The organism is Ruegeria sp. AP11, from assembly GCF_056535865.1.
The window spans coordinates 3199053-3214987 of sequence record NZ_JBQFJB010000001.1 but is presented as its reverse complement, the minus strand read 5'-3'; the positions used below and the strand labels follow the sequence as shown (position 1 = coordinate 3214987).

Annotated in this window: 16 protein-coding genes; 2 read left to right on the top strand and 14 right to left on the bottom strand. The window is 59.3% G+C overall.

The features are described 5' to 3' along the window. Positions 1–32: 32 nt before the first annotated feature. The 4 genes from purQ to purC form a co-directional block, all read right to left on the bottom strand. Positions 33–701 carry a phosphoribosylformylglycinamidine synthase subunit PurQ gene (purQ, locus tag ACR3E4_RS16030; protein WP_480532541.1) on the bottom strand — a complete coding sequence of 223 codons (669 nt, stop codon included), beginning with the start codon at positions 699–701 and terminating at the stop codon, positions 33–35. 11 nt (positions 702–712) lie between these two features. Beyond that, positions 713–1756 carry a zinc-dependent alcohol dehydrogenase family protein gene (locus tag ACR3E4_RS16025; protein WP_480532543.1) on the bottom strand — a complete coding sequence of 348 codons (1044 nt, stop codon included), beginning with the start codon at positions 1754–1756 and terminating at the stop codon, positions 713–715. Between the two features lie 4 nt (positions 1757–1760). Then, positions 1761–1991 (bottom strand): phosphoribosylformylglycinamidine synthase subunit PurS, encoded by a 231-nt coding sequence (gene purS, locus ACR3E4_RS16020; protein WP_117872765.1) that lies wholly within the window; start codon positions 1989–1991, stop codon positions 1761–1763. Between the two features lie 100 nt (positions 1992–2091). Further along, entirely contained in the window at positions 2092–2847 is a 756-nt protein-coding gene (purC, locus tag ACR3E4_RS16015; protein ID WP_480532545.1) for a phosphoribosylaminoimidazolesuccinocarboxamide synthase, read from the bottom strand. A 187-nt stretch (positions 2848–3034) separates the two neighbouring features. On the opposite strand from purC, the gene ACR3E4_RS16010 reads away from it, so the two are divergent. Then, positions 3035–3355, top strand: coding sequence for a DUF1476 domain-containing protein (locus ACR3E4_RS16010; RefSeq protein WP_480532546.1), 321 nt, complete (start codon positions 3035–3037; stop codon positions 3353–3355). 122 nt (positions 3356–3477) lie between these two features. After that, positions 3478–4491 (top strand): betaine--homocysteine S-methyltransferase, encoded by a 1014-nt coding sequence (gene bmt / locus ACR3E4_RS16005; RefSeq protein ID WP_480532547.1) that lies wholly within the window; start codon positions 3478–3480, stop codon positions 4489–4491. Between the two features lie 8 nt (positions 4492–4499). On the opposite strand, the gene ACR3E4_RS16000 is transcribed toward bmt, so the two are convergent. The 10 genes from ACR3E4_RS16000 to ACR3E4_RS15955 all read right to left on the bottom strand — a co-directional run bounded on the left by ACR3E4_RS16000 (position 4500) and on the right by ACR3E4_RS15955 (position 15930). Further along, complete coding sequence (locus ACR3E4_RS16000; RefSeq protein WP_480532549.1) at positions 4500–5276, bottom strand: enoyl-CoA hydratase-related protein; 777 nt, start codon at positions 5274–5276, stop codon at positions 4500–4502. Between the two features lie 74 nt (positions 5277–5350). Next, a complete protein-coding gene (locus ACR3E4_RS15995; protein ID WP_480532551.1) occupies positions 5351–5806 on the bottom strand; it encodes a cytochrome c-type biogenesis protein in 456 nt (151 codons plus the stop codon). Then, positions 5803–7767, bottom strand: coding sequence for a heme lyase CcmF/NrfE family subunit (locus ACR3E4_RS15990; protein ID WP_480532553.1), 1965 nt, complete (start codon positions 7765–7767; stop codon positions 5803–5805). The genes ACR3E4_RS15995 and ACR3E4_RS15990 overlap by 4 nt, the downstream gene beginning before the upstream one ends. 74 nt (positions 7768–7841) lie before the next feature. After that, the gene (locus ACR3E4_RS15985; protein ID WP_480532555.1) at positions 7842–8408 is read right to left on the bottom strand and encodes a holin family protein; all 567 of its coding nucleotides are present in this window, start codon (positions 8406–8408) and stop codon (positions 7842–7844) included. Next, the gene (locus ACR3E4_RS15980; protein ID WP_480532557.1) at positions 8399–9010 is read right to left on the bottom strand and encodes a holin-associated N-acetylmuramidase; all 612 of its coding nucleotides are present in this window, start codon (positions 9008–9010) and stop codon (positions 8399–8401) included. The genes ACR3E4_RS15985 and ACR3E4_RS15980 overlap by 10 nt, the downstream gene beginning before the upstream one ends. A 150-nt stretch (positions 9011–9160) precedes the next feature. After that, the gene (gene ccmE, locus ACR3E4_RS15975; RefSeq protein ID WP_480532559.1) at positions 9161–9607 is read right to left on the bottom strand and encodes a cytochrome c maturation protein CcmE; all 447 of its coding nucleotides are present in this window, start codon (positions 9605–9607) and stop codon (positions 9161–9163) included. A 7-nt stretch (positions 9608–9614) separates the two neighbouring features. Further along, positions 9615–10643 (bottom strand): N-acetyl-gamma-glutamyl-phosphate reductase, encoded by a 1029-nt coding sequence (gene argC, locus ACR3E4_RS15970; RefSeq protein WP_480532561.1) that lies wholly within the window; start codon positions 10641–10643, stop codon positions 9615–9617. Positions 10644–10736: 93 nt separating this feature from the next. Beyond that, positions 10737–11546, bottom strand: a complete 810-nt coding sequence (gene murI, locus ACR3E4_RS15965; protein ID WP_480532563.1) for a glutamate racemase — start codon at positions 11544–11546, stop codon at positions 10737–10739. 7 nt (positions 11547–11553) lie between these two features. Continuing rightward, positions 11554–12432, bottom strand: a complete 879-nt coding sequence (locus ACR3E4_RS15960) for a lysophospholipid acyltransferase family protein (protein WP_480532565.1) — start codon at positions 12430–12432, stop codon at positions 11554–11556. 78 nt (positions 12433–12510) lie between these two features. Continuing rightward, on the bottom strand, positions 12511–15930 hold the full coding sequence (locus tag ACR3E4_RS15955; RefSeq protein ID WP_480532567.1) for an indolepyruvate ferredoxin oxidoreductase family protein: 3420 nt from the start codon (positions 15928–15930) through the stop codon (positions 12511–12513). Positions 15931–15935: the final 5 nt, after the last annotated feature.

The window sequence follows — 15935 nt, the reverse complement described above, 5'->3', positions numbered from 1 at the left end:
AGACGCTACGCGTCCCGACCGATGACCTCAAGTCACGCTGGCGCCAGCACCCCGGCCAATGCGCGGAAGAGCGCCGTTCCATCCGTGCCTCCGTGGCCTGAATCCGCCGCCCGTTCGGGGTGTGGCATCATCCCCAACACGCGTCGGTTGTGGGACAAAATACCCGCAATATCATCGCGCGAACCGTTGGGATTGTCGGCATAGGTGAAGGCAATGCGGTCCTGATCTTTCAGCGCCGCCAGCGTCTCATCATCCGCAAAATAATTGCCGTCATGATGCGCAATCGGAATATCGATCACATCCCCGGCATTGTAGCCTTCGGTAAAGGCGCTGGCGCTGGTCTCGACTTTCAGGCCGATGGTCTTGCAGATGTATTTCAGACCGGCATTCCGCAGCAACGCACCCGGCAGGATACCAGTTTCTGTCAGGACCTGAAAACCGTTGCAAATGCCAACAGCATAACCGCCCCGTTCGGTATGAGCGGCCAGCGCCTTGCAGATCGGCGATTGCGCAGCAATCGCACCGCAGCGCAGGTAATCACCATACGAAAAGCCACCCGGCACGCCGACAATGTCGACGCCCTCGGGCAGTGTGGCATCCTTGTGCCAGACCATATCAACCGAGAACCCGGCCTGTTCGAAAGCAACGGCAAGATCGCGGTCACAGTTGGACCCGGGGAATACGATGACGGCTGCGCGCATGGCGGACCCTCCTAAGAGACAAAATCGGTGACAACGGCGACACCCGGAGGCGTCGGATTGTCAAAGGCAGCAAGCTCGGCGCTTGCCTGGTTCAGAGTGATTTGGCGGGTGACGAGCGGGCTCAGATCAACGCCTCCGCCCGCGATCAGCGACAACAACGACGGATAGCGCCAACTGGGCATACCGCGCGTTCCATAGACGGTTAACTGGCCGGAATAAAGAACGTCCATGGGCAGCGCCATGGTAGCATGATCGCCTGCAGGCATACCGATCTGCACCATCCGGCCCAGTTTGCGCAACGAACGCATGGCCGAGACGGTTGTGACTTCGATACCCAGGGCCTCGATAGCAACATGCGCGCCGCCTGAGGTCAGATCCCTGACCGCTTGCGGTGCGTCGCAGCTGGCCGCATTGACCACCGCATCAGCCCCGAGGCTTTCTGCATAGGCCAACTTGTCATCGGCGATATCGACCACCACGACGCGCGCGCCAAGGGCCTTGCCCAACAGCAGGGCCGAGATACCGACCCCTCCGCCACCAAAGACAGCCAGCCATTCTCCGCCCTGCAACTGTGCCCGCCCGACTAAGGCCTGCCACGCGGTCGTCACCCGGCATCCCAGCGCTGCTGCGACTTCTGGGGGCAAAGTGTCAGGCAAAGCGGTCAGGTTGGCGTCAGCGTGAGCGACCGAAATGAACTCGGCAAAAGCGCCATCGCAGGTGAACCCCGGCACGACCTGGTCGGCGCAAATCGTTTGATGACCCTGCGCGCAATCCGGGCAGTGACCGCAGGCCAGAATGAAGGGCGCAATGACCCGATCCCCAACACGCCACCGGTTGACCCGGCGGCCAACGGCAACGACCTCGCCGCAATATTCATGACCGGGGGTTATGGGAAGAACAACATCCGGGTCCGAACCGGACCATGCGTGCCAGTCTGACCGGCAAACGCCACAGGCCAGAACCCGAACGACCACGCCGTCCTCCGCCGGTTCCGGGTCGGGAACCGTCGTCACCTCAAGCGGCTGTCGATAAGAGATCAGACGCGCCGCCCGCATCCGTTCAGACCAGTTCGATCTCGTAGCGTTCGATGACGGTGTTGGCCAACAGCTTCTCGCACATCTCGGTCACATCCGCCTCGGTTGCGCCATCGGCGAGTTCCAAATCGATCACCTTACCCTGACGCACGCCTTCGACCTGATCAAAACCCATCGCACCCAATGCGTGACGCACAGCCTCACCCTGCGGGTCCAGAACCCCGTTCTTGAGCATCACATGCACTCGTGCCTTCATGGTCGAAAACTCCAGTCGAGGACCGCCAGCCGGTCCGTTTCATTGCGCGCGGGATATCCCGCTTGGATCTGTCGGACAACCCCGCCGATACTGGGCGGGATCAGTTGATCAGCGTTGGCTTCGTCACGTTGGTCTTGGGCAGAACACCCAGACGGCGAGCCACCTCGGAATAGGCATCCGTCAGGCTGCCCAGATCGCGGCGGAACACGTCCTTGTCCAGCTTCTGACCAGTTTCGATGTCCCAAAGACGGCAGCTATCGGGGCTGATTTCATCGGCGACGATGAGGCGCTGATAGTCGCCTTCAAAAATCCGTCCGATCTCGATCTTGAAATCGACCAGTCGGATGCCGACCGCCAGCATCACGCCGCTCATAAAATCATTCACGCGCAGCGCGAGGCTGAGGATATCGTCCATGTCCTGCTGGCTGGCCCAACCGAAGGCGGCGATGTGTTCTTCGGTGACCAACGGATCACCCAAGGCATCATCCTTATAGCAATATTCAACGATCGGACGTGGCAGTTGCGTTCCCTCGGCGATGCCCAGACGTTTCGACATCGAACCGGCGGCATAGTTACGCACGATCACTTCCAGCGGAACGATCTCGCAATTGCGGACCAGCTGCTCGCGCATGTTGAGGCGGCGGATGAAGTGGTTGGGAATGCCGATCTGTGTCAGGCCGGTCATGAAGAATTCGCTCAGGCGGTTGTTCAGAACACCTTTACCGTCGATGACATCTTTCTTTTCGGCGTTGAACGCGGTGGCGTCGTCCTTGAAGTACTGCACGATCGTACCCGGTTCCGGGCCTTCATACAGAATTTTAGCCTTACCTTCGTAAATCTTCTTGCGACGCGCCATGAGCGACCTTTCCAGACTGGCGAAAGGGAATGAGTCCCTTCACGTTGGCGCCCTCATAGTGCAAGCCCCGCCTTCCCGCAAGTTCAGCGACCCGAGAGGGTTTGACGCAGCGCAAATACCTTGCGCCCGAGGCGTCGTATAGTCATATCATCAGGAAAGAGATTGCAATCCAAGGGGTCCCCAACCAATGACCACATTCGACGAACGTGAAGCTGCGTTTGAAAGCAAATTCGCCCATGACGAAAAGATGCAGTTCATCGCACGTATGCGCCGCAACCGGTTCATGGCAGTATGGGCATCGGCGCTGAAGGGCGAAACCGTTGAACAGGCACGGAAATACGGTCAGGAACTGGTCCATGCCGATCTGCAGAATGTCAGCGAAGACGATGTTGTCGAGGCAGTCAAAGGCTATCTTGGCGATCTCGCGGACGAGGCCAAGATTCGTTCGAAAATGGCTGAACTTCTGGCCGAGGCCAAAGAACAGGTGATGGCGGAAGCCGAAAGCTGATGGCCTGAAATTCAAAACTCATGATCTTCATGAGAATTATGAGTTTGATTTGACGCCCCGGTCGTGTGACACGGGGCGTCTCATATTTTACGGGCTCAGGCCCTTATTTTTGGAATACCCCAATGACAAACGCGCTCAGCAAGCTTCTGGAAACTGTTGATGTCATCCTCGCGGATGGCGCGACTGGCACCAACCTGTTCAACATGGGCCTGCAATCCGGCGATGCGCCCGAATTGTGGAATGTCGAGGCACCCGACAAGATTCGCGCGCTCTATCAGGGTTCGGTCGATGCGGGCAGCGATCTGTTTCTGACCAACACGTTCGGCGGCACTGCGGCACGGCTGAAACTGCATGACGCCCAGAATCGCGTGGCCGAGCTGAACCGCATCGGTGCCGAGCTGGGCCGTGAGGTCGCCGACAAGGCGGGCCGCCCGGTGATCGTAGCGGGTTCGGTCGGCCCAACCGGTGAGATCATGGAGCCGGTCGGCAGCCTGACCCATGCCGAAGCGGTCGAGATGTTCCACGAACAGGCGGACGCCTTGAAGGCGGGCGGCGCAGATGTTCTGTGGCTGGAAACCATCAGCGCCCCGGAAGAATTCCGCGCCGCCGCCGAGGCCTTTGCGCTGGCCGATATGCCCTGGTGCGGCACAATGAGCTTTGACACCGCCGGTCGCACAATGATGGGCGTGACCTCATCCGATCTGGCGACGATGGTTGAAACCCTGCAGAATCCACCTTTGGCCTTCGGGGCCAATTGTGGCACCGGAGCGTCGGATATTCTGCGCACCATTCTGGGGTTTGCGGCGCAAGGGACCGAACGCCCGCTCATCTCCAAGGGCAATGCAGGCATTCCGAAATATGTGAATGGTCACATACACTATGACGGTACGCCCGAATTGATGGGACAGTACGCGGCGATGGCCCGTGACGCAGGGGCCACCATCGTGGGCGGATGCTGCGGGACCATGCCAGCGCACCTGCGGGAGATGCGCAAAGCACTGGATACACGGCCTCGCGGTAACCGTCCGACTTTGGATGAGATCACGCTCGCGCTTGGTCCGTTTACCTCCGCCTCGGATGGAACCGGGGACGATGCAGCACCTGAACGGCGCGCACGTCGCCGTCGCCGGGCTTAATCAGACACTCAGCGCCCCTCGAATTTCGCGGGGCGCTTTTCAAGAAATGCAACGACGCCTTCCGCAAAATCCCGCGTTCGGCCACATTCCCCCTGCAGATGCGCCTCGGCCGCCAGTTGCTGCGGCAGCGTCTTGTCATAGGTCCCCCGGATCGCCTGCTTGATCGCGCGGAACCCGGCGGTCGGGCCATTGGCCAGATAGGCCGCCCGCTTGCGCCAATGCGCGTCGAACTGGTCATCCGCCACGGCTTCCCAGATCAGCCCCCATTCATCTGCCTGCCGCGCGCTGATCTTGTCGGCAAACAGTGCCGCACCCATCGCTTTGGCAAACCCCATCTGGCGCGGCATGAACCATGTCCCTCCGGCATCTGGCAACAGGCCGATCCTGGCGAAAGCCTGCAGAAAATAAGCGCTTTCGGTCGCGATAACCACATCCGCGCACAGCGCCAGATTGGCCCCTGCCCCGGCAGCCGGTCCATTGACCGCAGCGATGGTTGGCACCGGGCAGTCATAGACCGCTTCGAGCATCGGTTCATATTCATCTCGCAACGCGCGTTCCAGATCGATCGAACCCGTACTCGATGCGTCGCCCAGATCCTGGCCCGAGCAGAACGCCGGCCCTGCCCCGGTCAGAACAATCGCGCGCGCCTTCCGGGCGGCGTCTTTCATGGCATAGGTGATTTCCGCCCGCATCTGCGTCGTAAGCGCATTCATTTTGTTCGGGCGATTCAGCGTCAGAACCGCCAGACCTTCTGCAATCTCAAGCTGGACTGCTTCATATTCCATCTAAAAAACCTCACCTGCGCAGCATCTTGCGAAAGCTTACGCAAATGTGAGGGAAGGAAAAGCAGAACCGCGCGTCAGTCTTCCAGAATTCGGCGCAAACGTTCCTGTTCTTCGTCGCTGAGCGTGTCTGTATGCCCGCCCCCCTGCGACTGTGACCGTTTGCGCAAAAAGCTCCAGCCCAGACCCGCCGCGATCAGCAACATGATCGGACCGGCCAGCCACAACATCAGATTGGCGCCGGTTGTTGTGGGTTTCAGCAGCACGTACTCGCCATAGCGGGCAACAATGAAATCCACCGCTTCCTGATCGGTATCTCCCGCCACCAGACGTTCACGCAACAGAATGCGCAGGTCGCGCGCAAGCTCTGCGTTGCTTTCGTCGATGCTTTCATTGCGGCACACCAGACAGCGCAGACCGGTGCTGAGCTCACGCGCGCGCTCTTCCAGCACCGGATCGTCCAGAACCTCATCCGGTTGCACCGCCATCAGCGGGCTGGATATCAGCATCAGTATCAGAATAAGGCGCTTCATTCCGCAGGCACTCCGCTTGCTGGTGACTTGCGTGCACCGGCGGCCACGCGGAAACGGCGGTCCGACAGGCTGAGCAAGCCGCCCAGAGACATCAGGATACATCCCGCCCAGATCCAATTGGCCAGAGGTTTGATATATGTACGCATCACCCAGCCACCATCTGCTTGCTGATCCCCGATCACCACATACAGATCCCGCAGGAACCGGTAGTCAATCGCCGCCTCGGTCGTGGGCATGCGCGCCACCGGATAGTCGCGCTTCTCGGGGTGCAGGGTGGTGATCTGACGCCCGTTCTTTTCAACGGCAACATCAGCGGTGGTCGAAAAGTAATTTGGCCCTTCCACGCGCCGCACATCCTGCAGGGTCAGCGTGAACTGACCTACTTCGAATGGCTGGCCCGGCTGCGCGACACGAATATCTTCCACTTCCCACGCGGTCAGACCGGCGATGGCGAACATCGTGACACCCAATCCGGTATGAGCGACAGCCTTGCCCCAATCGGCACCCGGCAGTCGGAACAGACGGCCAAGGCTGCCTTTGCGGCCCGTGCGGCTCCACAAGTCTACAATGGCACCGAAAGTGATCCACGCGCCAAGGAACAGTCCCACAGGACCCAAAGCGCTGCGTCCCGTCTGCAGGACCCAGACTAGTATCGCCAGCGCGATGGCCAGAACGAAGGCATAGCGCAGCGACCATGCTGCCTTGCCCAACCTGCCCCGCTTCCATGGGATCATCGCGCCCACAGGAAGAACGATTCCAAGCACCACCATGAAGGGCGTGAAAGCGGCATTGAAGAAGGGCGCACCAACCGAAAGCTTCCGGTCAAACGCCATCTCGGCCACCATCGGCCAGAGCGTTCCGAAGAACACTACGAAACAGCTGACCGCCAGCAGGATATTGTTCAGCACCAGCGCGCTTTCACGGCTGACCATTCCGAAGACGCCCTTCGCCTCCATCGCCTGCGCGCGCGCGGCAAACAGGGTCAAGGCGCCACCCGTAAAGATGATCAGGATGAACAGGATGAACACCCCGCGTTCGGGGTCATTGGCGAACGCATGGACCGAGGTTAGCAGACCCGAGCGCACGATGAATGTCCCGATCAGCGAGAATCCAAAGGCGATGATGGCCAGCAGGATGGTCCAGCTTTTCAGCGCCTCGCGCTTTTCGACCACGATGGCCGAATGCAGCAGCGCTGCGGCCAAAAGCCATGGCATGAAGCTGGCATTTTCAACCGGGTCCCAGAACCAGAACCCGCCCCAGCCCAGCTCATAATAAGCCCACCAGGATCCAAGCGCGATGCCGATAGTCAGAAAGATCCAGGCCGCCAACGTCCAGGGCCGCACCCAGCGCCCCCAAGCAGCGTCAACCCGGCCTTCGATCAACGCGGCAACTGCAAAGCTGAACGCCATGCTGAGACCGACATAGCCCAGATACAGGAAAGGCGGATGGAAGGCCAAACCGGGGTCCTGCAATAGCGGGTTCAGGTCTCGGCCATCAAACGGAGGAACCGGAAGCCGGTCAAACGGGTTCGACGTGAACAGAATGAAGGCATAAAACGCCACACCGATCGACGCCTGAACCGCCAGCACCCGCGCTTTCAGTGTTGGAGGCAATCCGCCCCCGAACACAGCCGCCATCGCACCGAAAATCGCAACGATCAGAACCCACAGCAGCATCGAACCTTCATGGTTCCCCCATGTCCCGCTGATCTTGTAGAGCATCGGTTTTGCGGAATGGCTGTTCTCAACCACGACCCGCAGCGAAAAGTCCGAGGTCACAAACGCCCAGATCAACGCACCGAAGGCAAATGCTGCCAGAATGAACTGGGTGATGGCCGCCGGTTCGGCGAAAACCATCCATCCGGTCCAGCGTTTTGCGGCGCCAACAAGCGGCACCACGGTCTGAACGATGGCTACCAGAAAGGCGAGGATCAGTGCGAAATGGCCGAGCTCTGTAATCATGGGCCGGTTATACTGCGGCAACCAGCCATGTGCCATTAACATTCGTCAAGGATCACCGCACATAGTGTCGCGCCTCAGCCTGCGCGCAGACGTTTCCATTCGTCCAACGCTGGATTGGCCTCGGCTTGAGCCCCGCCCTGATTAAGCGGTGATTCCGCTATGCGGGTATCTTTGGGCTGCAGGGCATCCAGCGCTTCGAGATTGGCAATAACATCCGGAACTCCGCGCATCGACGTGCTGATTTCACGCTGGAAATCCTGCGCTTTCATCTGATGGCGGGCGCCGAAATAGAACGAGACAATGACGCCCAACAGCCACCAAAGCGGCTCGGGCACAAGCGATATGCCCTGCATCCGTGCCGCGAACCAAACAGGATCGACCATGGCGGCGATAAACAGACCCAAAGTCCCAAGCGCCAGCGCAGGGCGTGGCAGGCGGTTCACACTGTCCATGAACCGATCGAAGTAACCCTTTGACGGCGCCTGAAACTCGGCTCCGAACTGCGACATCGCCGCCGCTCGCAACATCACCGCACGCTCGGCCCCGCTCTCGGTGTTTTCGCGAAAGACTTCGGCGGTTTCCTGAACGACGTTCCGACCACTGCCGAATAGTAGCCCAAGAATTCCTGAAATCAGGCCCATTCTGAAATCCTCCGCTGAAACTCTTCATCGCTCAGATGATAGACGGGTGACAAGAACGCCTCGGCACGCTTGATCCACCCCCCTTTGCCACCAGCGCGGGTACGGGCGTATTTGCGCAATGCAGCATTGCGGTCGGCCAGCTGGAAATAATAGCTTCGGCGTGCAACCCCATAAGCATCCCGCAGCACTATGGGCTGAGGATTGGCCGCATCGCTGCAGGTGCGCGCTGTATGGACGCCAATGATACCATCAACATCCAAGTCGTAGCCCATCTGACCCAAAAGCTCCTGCAAGATACGCACCGCATGCGCACCGGCGTTCACATACATATCAAAAACAGAGGGCCACAGCGCCTCAGGCAACAGATCGATCTTAGGCTTCTCGAAATAATGCTTCAGGAAGATCTCGACCGCCTGCGCCCGGGTCAATGCCTGCACGTCCGCGCGGTCGACCACGCCATCCGCCGTCAGATCCAGACCCAAACGCCGCATCGTGTGGATCGTCACACCATGTTTGGTCGCACCACCGGGATCGTCCGGGTCATCAACAAAACCACCCTCGCGCGCCACGATATCATCCGCAATCTGTCGAACCGTCTGCATAGAACCACCCTCTTGCTCAGATGGTCCAAACGGTCAGGTAAAGGCATTAACACCCCGACAAATCAAAGGGCGCTGCCCGACTATCGCACGCAACGCCCTGCTTCTTTTGTTTAAAAACACCTCTGCCGGAGGCAAGCAGCAAAGCTGAATTCAGCTGTCGCCGCCCTCCTTGTAAACGCCCTGTTCTTTCAGCGCGTCCACCACTTCTTTGGGCATGTAGGTCTCATCGTGTTTGGCAAGAATTTCAGTAGCTTCGAACACACCGTTCACATAACTGCCGGTGCCGACCATACCCTGATTTTCCGAAAATAGGTCAGGCAGAACACCGGTGAAAGCAACCTTCACGCTCTCGCCGCCATCGGTGACAACAAAATGCACCGTCTCCCCTTGCCCGCGAATGATCGAGCCCTCTTCGACCAGACCGCCAATGCGGAAAACCTCGGTCGGTTTTGGGGGCTCGGCGATCACCTGACTGGGCGAGCGGAAGAAGTTGATGCCATCGCGCATTGCATAGCCAATCAGACCCGTCGCCAGCACAAGGGCCACGACAGCCAGCAGAATGACTTGAACTCGACGACGTTTCTTGAGCGTTTTCATACCGTCCTCACGGGAACAGAGGGGCCATCATCAACCCCTGGGTTTCATCCTCACCTAACATCAGGTTGGCGTTCTGCAAGGCTTGCCCACTGCTACCTTTTGTCAGGTTATCCAATGCCGCGACCACGATCGCGCGGCGCTCGATCCGGTCTCCGACCACGCCGATATGGCAAAAGTTCGATCCCCGCACGTGGTGGGTCGAAGGTGTTTCACCAAAAGGCAGCATCTCGATGAAAGGCTCGTCCTCATAGGCCGATTGCAGGGTTTCATAAACGCTCTGAGGGTCGCCCTTCACGTAAGTGGTGGCCAGAATGCCCCGGTTGGCGGGGATCAGATGCGGTGTGAATTGCACGTGCACGGTACGGCCAGCGATTGCCGAGAACTCCTGATCGAACTCACCCAGATGCCGATGAGTGCCGCCCACCGCATAGGCATTCGCGCCTTCGCTCAGCTCTGCGTGCAGCAGGTTCTCTTTCAGTGCCCGACCCGCGCCCGAAACCGCGCATTTCAGGTCCAGAATGATATCATCCAGATCAATCACGCCAGCCGAGATCAAAGGCCGCAGCACATATTGCCCGGTCGCGGCATTGCACCCGGTCCCGGCGACCAGCCGAGCCGACCGGATCTCATCCCGGTAGAATTCTGTCAGGCCATAGACGGCCTCTTCCTGATGCCCGAGCGCGGAATGCGGGTTGCCGTACCATTTCTGGTACTCGTCACCATCCCGCAGCCGGAAATCCGCCGAAAGATCGACGATTTTCAGGGTCTTGGGCAGATCGCGGATAACTTCCTGACTGGTCTTGTGCGGCAAGGCGCAGAAACACAGGTCGATCTGGGAAAAGTCGATTTCGGATATCTTGCACAGCACCGGCAAATCCATGTGCCGCAGATGCGGAAACACCTGCGCCATGGTCTGCCCGGCCTTACGTTCGGCGGCTAGAGCTTTGATTTCCATATTCGGATGCCCGGCAATCAGCCGCACAAGTTCGGCACCGGTATAGCCGGAAGCACCCAGAATTGCGATTTTATGGGTCATGTCAGACCTCTTTCATTCATGTGTCACATGGGTGACCGCCGTTGTGACGGTCAACGAATTACGAAATGGGAAAAGCGCCGTCCTTGACCTAGGTCAGGCGGCTTCAAACGAGATTTGTCGTCGGAGAAACTGAGTCGCACGATCCGTCACCACGCCCGGCTTGCCCGTCGTCAGAAACCCGGCCTTGCCTTCACCCAACATGTTGGGATGGCGCTGCAGGTAGTCAGACAAGCTTTCAGCAACCAGATCGCCCTGGCTGTAGACTTTCACATTCGCGCCAAGCGCCTGCTGAAACGTCTCTGCCATCAACGGATAATGGGTACAGCCCAGAATGGCCGCCTGCGGTTCCGGCATTTTGCGTTTCAGGGCATCCACATGGCTGCGCACCAACGCTTCGGCAAGAATCATGTCGCCCTCTTCGATGGCGTCGACCACACCGCCGCAGGCCTGCGCCTCGACATCCACGCCAATCGCGCGGAACGCCAATTCGCGCTGAAAGGCCCGGCTGGATACGGTGGCTGGTGTGGCAAACAGCGCGACATGCTGCACTTCGACTTCGCGCGGCGGAGAGTTGTCGCCCCATTGCCGCTCGGTCAGCGCCTCGATCAACGGGACAAACACGCCCAGCACCCGCTTGCCATCGGGTACGCCAGCCTCCTGCATTCTGCGCAGAGCGGCGGCGCTGGCTGTATTGCAGGCCAGAATCACCAGATTGCATCCGCGATCCCACAGGTTCTGCACGGCTGCGCGGGTCAGTTCATAGATATCCTCGGCGTCGCGCACACCATAGGGCGCGTGCGCGCTGTCTGCGTAATACAGAAAATCCACGTCGGGCAGACGTTTCTGCGCGGCGTTCAGGACGGTCAGACCACCCAATCCGGAATCAAAGATACCTACTGCCATTTGCCCTTCAGGCGCGATGCCGTTCCTCGAATTCATAGCCGTAGTCATAAGACTTCAGCGGTTTCGGAGACAGCTCATACGTGGCTTTGCGCAGGAAATCCATCATCTTGCGCGTATCCTTGCCCAATGGGTCAAGAATGTCGCGCCCAATGGGCTCGCCAACGACCACACGGACCGGGGTATCAACGCGTTTTTTGAACTCTTTGATCAGCAGACCCATGCGCAGCGTGTTGTGCAGATGACTGGCAATCTGGAACAGGCGCGAGGTGTGGCCATCAAAGAACACCGGCACCACGGTTGCGCTCGATTTCGCCACCATCCGGGCGGTGAAACCGCGCCATCCCGGGTCCATCGGATGCGAGAATGGTTTGGCGGCGGTGCTGACGGTGCCACCTGGGAAAATGCCGATCGCCCCACCCTCGCCCAGATAGTTCAGCGCGGTCTTGCGGGTGTCGAGGTTCAGCTTCATCGCCTCTTTGCTGGCCTCGAACGAGATCGGAAGAACGATCCGGTTCAGATCTTCAGCCATGCGAAACACGTGGTTGGCCAGAATGCGGAAATCTCCGCGTGTCTGGGACAGGATATGGCCCATCATCAGCCCATCCAGAATGCCATAGGGGTGGTTTGCAATCAGGATCAGCGGCCCATCTTTGGGGATGTTCGACAACGCGCCGCCCGCCACGTCCAACGTCAACCCATACCGATCCACCATCACGGACCAGAAATCACGCCCCTGCGCCACTTCCTGCTCGTACCCGTCGGCACGGCGGATCAGGCGCATACGGCCCGTCGTATTCTCCATCAGCTTGATTACCATCTGCCCGCTCCGCGTTTCCGCGGAATGGGCATAGGAAATGTCACGGGCGACGTGATGGCGCGAGGGCATTGGTTCCTCCGGTTTGCTGACTGCTAGATAAGGCCGGACAACCAAATTGCATAGCTTACGTGACAGGCTTGTGAAGCTTCACTCTGCCGCAGCCTTCAACTCTGGCCCGCCATCGCGGATGACGGCCAGCAACTCCTCGCGCCGTTTTGCAGCTTTGGTTTCGCTCGCCACCAGCACCGGGCCAAAGCCGCGAATGTCCAACGGCAGAGCCGCCAGTGCCGCAATCGCATCGCGGGTCTCGGGTGTGAGCTTGGGCAGAACCTCTTTCATGTCCTTCTCATATTGACGGATCAAAGCACGCTCCATCTTCCGTTCAGCCGAGTATCCAAAGACATCCAGAGGGGTGCCGCGCAGGCCTTTCAGCCTGGCCAGCAGTTTCAACGGCCCCAGGAACCACTCACCAAACGCCTTCTTGGTCGGGCGCCCATTGTCGCCTTTCGTGCCCAGCGTTGGTGGCGCAAGGTGGAAGGTCATCTTGAAATTGCCATCGAACTCGGCCTCGGCCTTCTGCCGCGTATCCAGCAACAGCCGTGCGACCTCGTATTCATCCTTGTAGGACAAAAGTTTATGATAGCCCTTGGCAATCGCCTCACGAACCTTTTGATCCTCGGTGCTATCAACCAGCTTGCGATACCGTTTCGCCAGGCGCTTGCCCTGATAATCGGTCAGATGCGCAGCGCGGAAATCGATCACCTGATCAAGCGTCTTTGGCAATTCCGTCACGTTGGGGCGCAGAATGTTTGCAACCTCGTCCGGATGGGTCACGGCCCAGCGGCCAACTTCGAACGCGCGCTTGTTGCGTTCTACAGCCGTGCCGTTCAACTCAAGTGCCTCCAAGATCGCCTGATGACTTATCGGCAACAGACCTCGCTGCCAGGCGGCGCCAAAGACCATCATGTTCGAGTAGATCGAATCCCCCATCACCGCGCGCGCCAGATCGGTGGCATCGAACAAAGCCACCCCGTCCTTCAGCCGCGCCTGCAGGGCAAGCTGCAACTGATCGCTGGGGATGGTGAAATCGGTATTGCGCGTGAAATCTCCGGTGATGATCTCATGACTGTTCACCACCGCCCCGGTTCGACCGGACTGCGTCAGGCCCAGTGTCTTTGCCCCTGCCGAAACCACCAGATCACCGCCAATCAGCACATGTGCCTCGCCGGTAGCGACGCGGATGGCGCTGATATCCTCAGGCCGGTTGGCCAGACGGCAGTGGATATGAACCGCCCCGCCTTTTTGTGCGAGGCCCGCCATCTCCATCATGCCCGCGCCTTTTCCGTCGATCTGGGCCGCTTGCGCCAGAACCGCGCCTATGGTGACTACGCCCGTACCACCAACGCCGGTGATCACAACGTTATGCGTGCCGTCAATCTGCGGCAAAACAGGGTCCGGCAAGTCCGGCAAGTCGATCTCCGTCGTTGCCTCTTTGCGAATTTTCGCACCCTCAACAGTCACGAAGGATGGGCAGAACCCGTTCAGGCACGAGAAATCCTTGTTGCAGCTTGACTGATCAATCGCCCGCTTGCGGCCGAGTTCGGTTTCCTTCGGAACGATGGACACGCAGTTCGACTGGATACCGCAATCGCCGCAGCCCTCGCAGATGTCGGTGTTGATGAACACGCGCTTGTCCGGGTCTGGGAACGTGCCCCGCTTGCGTCGTCTGCGTTTTTCAGCTGCACATGTCTGGACATAAACAATGACCGATACACCCTCGGTTTCGCGGAATTTTTCCTGAACCTGCATCAGCTTGGCGCGCTCGAAGGTTTCGACGCCCAAGGGCAAAGCGCCAAAGTTCACATCTTCTTTTTCGTCATAGACAACGGCCACGTTGCTGACGCCCATCGCCCTGACCTCGGCCACAATACGCTCGGCGCTCAGCCCGCCTTCATTCTCTTGCCCGCCGGTCATCGCAACGGCATCGTTATAGAGGATCTTGAAGGTGATGTTGGTGCCCGCTGCCAGCGCCGCCCGGATGGCCTGCACGCCCGAGTGGTTATAGGTCCCGTCACCAAGGTTCTGGAACACGTGCTTTGTGGTCGAGAACGGAGCCTCGCCAATCCAGTTCGCCCCCTCGCCGCCCATCTGGGTAAAGCCGGTGGTCTCACGGTCCATCCACTGCACCATGTAGTGACAGCCGATCCCCGCATAAGCCCGGCTGCCCTCTGGCAGTCTGGTCGAGCTGTTATGCGGACAGCCGGAACAGAAATACGGCAATCGCGCTGCGATTTCCTGGGCGTTGTCAGCCCGCCGCGCCTCGGACAGCGCTGCCAGACCCGCGCGCACGCCGTCCGTATCGCGCCCCTCTTCGATCAGGATCTCGCCCAGCTTCTCGGCAATCATGATGGGGTCGAGCGCCCCTCGGGTCGGGAACAGCTCTTCCCGGTGCAGCGTTCCTGCCCCGCCTTTGTACCAGCCATAGACACGGCGCCCGCGCCGGTCGTCAAAGATGGCCTCTTTGACCTGCACTTCGATCAGCTTTCTCTTTTCCTCGACGATCACGATCAGATCGAGCCCCTCAGCCCAATCGTGGAAGCCCTTCATATCCAAGGGGAAAGTCTGGCCGATCTTGTAAGTGGTGATACCCAGCCGCTCAGCTTCATTCGCGTCGATATTCAGCAATGACATCGCATGCGCCAGGTCCAACCAGTTCTTGCCAGCAGCCGCAAATCCGATCTTGGCACCCGGCTTGCCCCAAACCCGTTTGTCCAGCTTGTTGACGTGCGAGAATACCTCGGCCGCAAAGCGTTTGTGGTCGATCACGCGCGTTTCCTGCAGATGCGGCGTATCGCCCAGCCGAATGTTCAAACCTCCCTCGGGCATGTCGAACTGCGGAGTTACCAACTGCATTCGATCCGGGCGGCCATCGACGACCGAGGTCACCTCGATCGTGTCCTTCATCGTCTTCAGCCCAACCCAGACCCCGGCAAACCGGCTGAGCGCAAAGCCATAGATGCCGTAATCCAGTATCTCCTGCACCCCCGCCGGGCTGACCACGGGCATGTACATATCCACCAGCGACCATTCGGACTGATGCAAAACGGTCGAACTTTCGCCCGTGTGGTCATCGCCCATCGCCATCAGCACACCGCCGTGCTGCGCTGTGCCTGCCATGTTCGCGTGGCGCATGACGTCGCCGGACCGGTCCACGCCCGGACCTTTGCCATACCACAGACCAAACACGCCATCGAACTTGCCATCGCCGCGCAGCCCGGCCTGCTGGCTACCCCACAAGGCCGTCGCAGCCAGATCTTCATTCAACCCGAACTGAAACGTGACATCGCTTTCAGCCAGTTGCTTTTCTGCACGAGACATCTGCAGGTCCACCGCGCCAAGGGGCGACCCCCGATATCCGGTGACCAGACCTGCGGTGTTCAGACCCGCAGCCGTATCGCGCGCCTTTTGCATCAGCATCAGTCGCACCAGCGCTTGCGTTCCGTTCAGCAGAACCGGGCTCCGATCCAGATCGAACCGGTCATTGAGTGATATTTTCGGCTGACTCATCTGAC

Excerpts from the sequence above, each read along its gene's own strand:
- purQ (WP_480532541.1), bottom strand. The coding sequence starts at position 701 with ATGCGCGCAGCCGTCATCGTATTCCCCGGGTCCAACTGTGACCGCGAT.
- ACR3E4_RS16025 (WP_480532543.1), bottom strand. The coding sequence starts at position 1,756 with ATGCGGGCGGCGCGTCTGATCTCTTATCGACAGCCGCTTGAGGTGACG.
- purS (WP_117872765.1), bottom strand. The coding sequence starts at position 1,991 with ATGAAGGCACGAGTGCATGTGATGCTCAAGAACGGGGTTCTGGACCCG.
- purC (WP_480532545.1), bottom strand. The coding sequence starts at position 2,847 with ATGGCGCGTCGCAAGAAGATTTACGAAGGTAAGGCTAAAATTCTGTAT.
- ACR3E4_RS16010 (WP_480532546.1), top strand. The coding sequence starts at position 3,035 with ATGACCACATTCGACGAACGTGAAGCTGCGTTTGAAAGCAAATTCGCC.
- bmt (WP_480532547.1), top strand. The coding sequence starts at position 3,478 with ATGACAAACGCGCTCAGCAAGCTTCTGGAAACTGTTGATGTCATCCTC.
- ACR3E4_RS16000 (WP_480532549.1), bottom strand. The coding sequence starts at position 5,276 with ATGGAATATGAAGCAGTCCAGCTTGAGATTGCAGAAGGTCTGGCGGTT.
- ACR3E4_RS15995 (WP_480532551.1), bottom strand. The coding sequence starts at position 5,806 with ATGAAGCGCCTTATTCTGATACTGATGCTGATATCCAGCCCGCTGATG.
- ACR3E4_RS15990 (WP_480532553.1), bottom strand. The coding sequence starts at position 7,767 with ATGATTACAGAGCTCGGCCATTTCGCACTGATCCTCGCCTTTCTGGTA.
- ACR3E4_RS15985 (WP_480532555.1), bottom strand. The coding sequence starts at position 8,408 with ATGGGCCTGATTTCAGGAATTCTTGGGCTACTATTCGGCAGTGGTCGG.
- ACR3E4_RS15980 (WP_480532557.1), bottom strand. The coding sequence starts at position 9,010 with ATGCAGACGGTTCGACAGATTGCGGATGATATCGTGGCGCGCGAGGGT.
- ccmE (WP_480532559.1), bottom strand. The coding sequence starts at position 9,607 with ATGAAAACGCTCAAGAAACGTCGTCGAGTTCAAGTCATTCTGCTGGCT.
- argC (WP_480532561.1), bottom strand. The coding sequence starts at position 10,643 with ATGACCCATAAAATCGCAATTCTGGGTGCTTCCGGCTATACCGGTGCC.
- murI (WP_480532563.1), bottom strand. The coding sequence starts at position 11,546 with ATGGCAGTAGGTATCTTTGATTCCGGATTGGGTGGTCTGACCGTCCTG.
- ACR3E4_RS15960 (WP_480532565.1), bottom strand. The coding sequence starts at position 12,432 with ATGCCCTCGCGCCATCACGTCGCCCGTGACATTTCCTATGCCCATTCC.
- ACR3E4_RS15955 (WP_480532567.1), bottom strand. The coding sequence starts at position 15,930 with ATGAGTCAGCCGAAAATATCACTCAATGACCGGTTCGATCTGGATCGG.